5 protein-coding genes are annotated in these 5,448 nt (G+C 46.8%); 1 reads left to right on the top strand and 4 read right to left on the bottom strand.

What is annotated here, in order from left to right; all coding sequences use genetic code 11:
• Positions 1 to 152: 152 nt before the first annotated feature.
• The 4 genes from B2Z67_RS03560 to dapB are packed head-to-tail and all read right to left on the bottom strand — an operon-like array spanning position 153 to position 3,874.
• Complete coding sequence (locus B2Z67_RS03560) at positions 153 to 824, bottom strand: WbqC family protein (protein WP_291528445.1); 672 nt, start codon at positions 822 to 824, stop codon at positions 153 to 155.
• A gap of 14 nt (positions 825 to 838) precedes the next feature.
• A complete protein-coding gene (lepB, locus tag B2Z67_RS03555) occupies positions 839 to 1,558 on the bottom strand; it encodes a signal peptidase I (protein ID WP_291528444.1) in 720 nt (239 codons plus the stop codon).
• Positions 1,559 to 1,577: 19 nt separating this feature from the next.
• Entirely contained in the window at positions 1,578 to 3,059 is a 1,482-nt protein-coding gene (locus B2Z67_RS03550) for a S26 family signal peptidase (RefSeq protein ID WP_291528443.1), read from the bottom strand.
• 53 nt (positions 3,060 to 3,112) lie between these two features.
• On the bottom strand, positions 3,113 to 3,874 hold the full coding sequence (dapB, locus tag B2Z67_RS03545; RefSeq protein ID WP_291528442.1) for a 4-hydroxy-tetrahydrodipicolinate reductase: 762 nt from the start codon (positions 3,872 to 3,874) through the stop codon (positions 3,113 to 3,115).
• 97 nt (positions 3,875 to 3,971) lie between these two features.
• Here dapB and B2Z67_RS03540 point away from each other — a divergent pair, with 97 nt between their 5' ends.
• Positions 3,972 to 5,246: a DUF2851 family protein gene (locus B2Z67_RS03540; protein WP_291528441.1), complete on the top strand. Its 1,275-nt coding sequence runs from the start codon at positions 3,972 to 3,974 to the stop codon at positions 5,244 to 5,246.
• Positions 5,247 to 5,448: the final 202 nt, after the last annotated feature.

Raw genomic sequence — 5,448 nt, 5'->3', positions numbered from 1 at the left:
GAATCACCGCTAAATTCTCATTTGTGACAAGACACTTATGAATAATGCAGGGTAGTAAATTCAAGTCGTATTCAGAAGGGGGGATTTAATTCATAAACCGGAAGGTTCGTATGAATCATTTATAATTGGTGGGATGGTGCAATTTGACTGTTTTACTTCAAATGCTCTTGGTGAGCTGGAGTACATTTGTCTTTGTGGCAGGCTTGCAGTACCAGCAAACTTTCCGGTCCCATATTGAACAGCAAGTCGACAATGCTGAGATTGGGCAGAAAGCCGAGACGCTCCTGGAAAACCTGATAATAAGGTTGGGGCATGAAGTCCGGGTCTTCTTCCCGGTAGCCTTTCTTGGGATGAATGCGTTCACGGAAATCATCTTCACCGGAAGTGAAAGTGAACTTATATTCTGTGGTGCGCTCCATATCCGGCTGCATATCTATCAGTGAACAGATAAGGCGGCACAATTCTTCGTTGAAATCGGCTAAAAAATCATATTTCTTCTCGTAGAAGGGGCGGAAATCATCTTTATAATATTCAAAGAAAGGCGTGTGATTGTAGGCGGATGATAAAGCATTCCAATGCAGATGCCGCCAGTTGCCGTGGTCGGAAATGCGGATATCACGCAGAGGGCATTTCAAAGTATCGGGTTTCACGGTGGGGATGGAGAGGGCTAACTCACCGTCAGGCGCCGCAATGGTGCAACGATTGCGATAGGTTTGCTTTGTGTAATGGTCATGCTGTTCGATAAAGACTTTTTCGTAAGCCAATAGTTTGGTGTAATACTCTACAGGTGCCAGATAGGCGGAAGAAAGATATACGGTTCTCATTTATCTGAATTTACTTATCTGACCTTTGTCCACATTCTGTTCCGGCGGTAGCCTTCGAATAATCCGGTGCCGGCTTCTTTAGAAAACCAGATTAATGAGGCTTTGCCGATGATATGATCTTTAGGTACCAAGCCAAACATACGCGAGTCGCAGAGGTTGATGGAGTTATTAGCCTCGACCCAATGATAATCTTTGGTGAAATAACAATGCAGTGCAGGTTTCCCTTCTATATATAGCGTATCGTTTTTGACTTCGGCTTGCTTCTTTTCGTGCAATATCAACGTATTGCATAGCAGAACTTTGTTCCACGGATATACACGTACGGCTTTTCCTTTACCGGGAATGATAAATGGACGCGCTTCTATGGAATCATCAGGAATGGCGGAAAACAGGGAATCCATCAGTAAGGTATCTCCCGGCATGCCGATGCAACGGCCGATAAAGACTTCCCGGTTGCTGAGAATACGTTCCGAGAGATTGGCGGGATTATTGAAAACAATGATGTCTTCCTTTTGAACAGGTTTCTCCTGCCAGCGGTGATATCCCAACCATGCCATAAAAGGGAGGCGCAACCCGTAGCTCCACTTGTTTACCAAGATACGTTCGCCCTCATACAGGGAGTTCTCCATTCCGGAAGAAGGAATGAGATAAGGGGACATTACGCATCCGCGGAATAATACTATAACAAATATTGTTCCTGTAATCATCCCTGTTATTTTCCATCCCTTCTTCATCCCATTTGAATTGTCTTAATCAATGCACCCACTTAAATATGCGGTTCCATCGGATTTTTCCATCAAACAAGCCACGGTCTTTATCAAGTGACAACCATACTACGATAGGCTTACCTACCACATGGTCTTCAGGTACAAATCCCCAGTAGCGTGAGTCGGCGGAGTTGTGGCGGTTATCACCCATCATCCAGTAATAATCCATTTTGAAAGTATATGTATCTGTTTTCTCACCGTTGATGTAGATAGTACCGTCTTCTTTGATTTCCAGCTTGTTGCCTTCATAAGCCTGGATACACCGTTGGTAAATGGGTAGATTGTCCGGAGTAAGATTGATGGTAGCACCCTTTTTCGGTATCCAGATAGGGCCATAGTTATTACGATCCCAGTTGGTATAAAGATTCTGCGGATACATCTGACCGGGTGGTTCGAGTTCCATAACAATGCGGCTGATTAGCTTTTTATTGGCAGACAGGGCTTCGTACATTTTCTTGGTTAACGGTAAGCGGTAAATGGGGGCGAGATGTCCCTGCTCATTCAGGAGAGTAAGTCCGATTTCCATAAATTCATGTTTCCAGTTCTGGCTATCCATTAAGATCTGGTCATCTTTGCTGATGCCCAGTTCGCGGAATATATTCTCGGGGATATACAGGCCGGTGGTCTGTACATAGTAATTCAACTGCATGTCTTCGGGGTTCTCGATGGCTTTGCCGTCAATGTACACTTGTGTATCCTTGATTTCTAATGTATCTCCCGGTAAGCCTACGCAACGTTTCACATAATTCTCGCGGCGGTCTACGGGACGAACAACGATTTCTCCGTATTCTACAGGGTTGCTGCGAATAAGGTTACGCCCGGCATTGTAGTAAAGGTCGTAAACAGTACGCTGCTGATTACGCGTCAGACTGTCCATATTGATAGGGTTGGAATACATTTGTCTGCCTTCGCGATAGGCTATCGTGTAGAAATCTTCCATCTGGTGGTTGAGAGCTACGGTATCTCCGGCAGGAAAATTGAATACTACAATATCGTTGAGCTTTACTTTTCCCAGTCCAGGCACGCGCTTGTACTTCCATTGGGGCCATTCGATGTACGATTTAGAGTTCACTATCGGCAAGGTGTGCTGTGCCAGCGGCATGGACAATGGTGTATTAGGCACGCGCGGGCCGTAACTCAGTTTGCTTACGTAGAGATAGTCGCCTACCAGCAAAGACTTCTCCAACGATGAAGACGGTATCTGGTAGTTCTGGAAGACATAGATATTGACGAAATAAACGGCTACCAGTGCGAATACGATAGCGTCTACCCAACTCATTACATTGTGTACAGTGGGGTTCTTCGCTTTCTTCCAGAATCCCCAAGGGATTTTCTTGCTGATGTAGATGTCGAAGATGAAAGGTACGATAATCAATCCCAACCAGCTCTTTACCCATACCAGGAAGGCGAGGTAAAGCACGGTGATGATGGCGAACTTAATCCATTGGGTGCGTGTTGCTTTTCTCATATATTTGTTTTTTTAGTTTATCCGTCGGGACTATCTTTAATTGAGACATTCGTTTATTGCAAGAACGGGAACAAATCATTCATTCCCAGATAGCCTTTCCTGTCGGCTGTGTATTCGGCAGCAAGAACGGCGCCCAGCGCAAAGCCTTTGCGGTTCTTGGCATCATGTGTCAGGATGATGCTGTCGGCTTCCGATTCGTAGCGGATGACATGGATACCCGGTACTTCGCCTTCGCGGATGGAGCTTACGGGCAGTTCGTTTGCAGCACATTCCGCGGTACCGGAAACGGTTCCGTCCGGAGCCTGCATGGTTCCCTTTACCCAACGGTCTTTGCGTTCCAGGTTTTCCAGAATCTCTTCGGCAAGTGTGATGGCGGTTCCGCTTGGCGCATCCAGCTTATGGATGTGGTGCGTTTCGCTCATCGTCACGTCGTAGGCGGGGAATTGGTTCATTATCTTTGCCAGGTACTTGTTTACAGCCGAGAAGATGGTGACGCCCAGGCTGAAATTAGATGCCCAGAACAACGTCTTCCCGCCTGTGGCGCAGAGTTCTTTAATCTCGTCTCCATGCTCGTCCATCCAGCCTGTGCTGCCGGATACGACTTTTACGCCGGCTTCGAAGGCTTTCATATAATTATGGTACGCGACGGTGGGGTTTGTAAACTCAATGGCGACATCGGCGCTCTTGAAAGCCTCCGATTTAAAGTCGTCCTGGTTATCGACATCGATGATACTCACAATCTCGTGTCCGCGGCTAAGAGCAATCTTTTCGATTTCTTTTCCCATTTTTCCGTAGCCGATTAATGCTATTTTCATTGTTTCTTCCGGGTTTAATTCACTTTATCAACTGTTTATATGTCGCAAAGATAATCTTTTTCTTACATTTGTTGCGTATATTAACTTCTTCTTAACAATGGAACTACTATTACACTATATTTGGAAGCATAAAATCTTCCCTTTGAAGACGCTCCGGACGGTTTCCGGAGAAACGGTTGAAGTGATAGACGCGGGATTACCGAACACAAATGCCGGCCCCGACTTCTTCAATGCGAAGCTAAAGATAGACGGCACCCTTTGGGTGGGAAATGTCGAGATACATACCTTGGCTTCGGATTGGAAGAAACATGGGCATGACGGGGATGCGGCTTATGACAATGTGATTCTGCACGTGGCGGAGACGGTGGATTGCGATGTTTTCCGCGCCAATGGCGAGCCGGTGCCGCAGTTGCAGTTGTCGTGCCCCGAGAACGTCAGCCGGCATTACGAAGAGCTGCGCCGTGCGGAAATCTATCCGCCTTGCTATTCCATATTATCTTCTCTTCCTAAACTGACCGTCCACTCCTGGCTTTCGGCCTTGCAGGTGGAGCGTTTCGAGCAGAAGGCGCGCGCCATCTCCCTGCGGTTGGAGCGTTGCAATAATCATTGGGAAGATGTGTTCTTCATTACGCTGGCACGTAACTTCGGATTCGGATTGAATGGAGATGCTTTCGAGGCGTGGGCCAACCATTTGCCTTTCCGTGCAGTAGATAAGCACCGGGATAATCTGCTGCAGGTAGAGGCTTTCTTCTTCGGGCAGGCGGGACTGCTGGACGAAGACTTGCCGGATGCGGATGATTACTTGCGGAAACTTCAACATGAATTCCGGTACTTGCAGCATAAGTTCCAACTGACGGAGCGGATGACTGTTGAGCGGTGGCGTTTTCTCCGGTTGCGTCCCGGGAATTTCCCTCACGTGCGGTTGGCGCAACTGGCTAATCTTTATCATAAGGAACAATCCATCTTTTCGCGCATCATGGAAGCGGAAACGTTGGAAGCCATCAAAAAGATATTGACCGTTGCGACTTCTCCTTATTGGGAGGAACACTTTAATTTCAGGAAAACTTCGCCCCAACAGGAGAAGCGGGTAGGTGAAGGGGCTTTAAATCTGATTGTCATTAATACCGTGATACCGTTTCTTTATGCTTACGGTCTGCATAAGGCGAACGACAGTTTGTGCGAACGCGCTACCCGTTTTCTTGAAGGACTGAAAGCGGAGAATAACCATGTTACCCGTTTGTGGAGCGGTGCCGGGTTGCCTGTATTCACAGCCGCCGATTCCCAGGCATTGCTGCAACTTCAAAAGGAATATTGTGATAAGAAAGATTGCCTGCGCTGCCGTTTCGGGTTTGAGTATTTGCGGCGGAAATGATGCGTGGGAGTTTCATGATTATGCGAATCGGGAGTTGAAAGTGAATCGGGAGTTAAAGATGAATCGGGAGTTAAAGATGAATCAGGAGTTGAATGCGAATCAGGAGTTGAAGGTCGGAGTTGTTGCTTCGCCCGGGAGTTAGCCTACATTATTCATAGTGTAAGTACTTCGTAATAATTATTTTTACGATAAATGAGAATTT

Source organism: Bacteroides sp. UBA939 (assembly GCF_002293435.1).
GTDB lineage: Bacteria > Bacteroidota > Bacteroidia > Bacteroidales > Bacteroidaceae > Bacteroides.
Note: the sequence above shows the minus strand (reverse complement) of the source record. Positions and strands in the feature narration are given on the sequence as shown.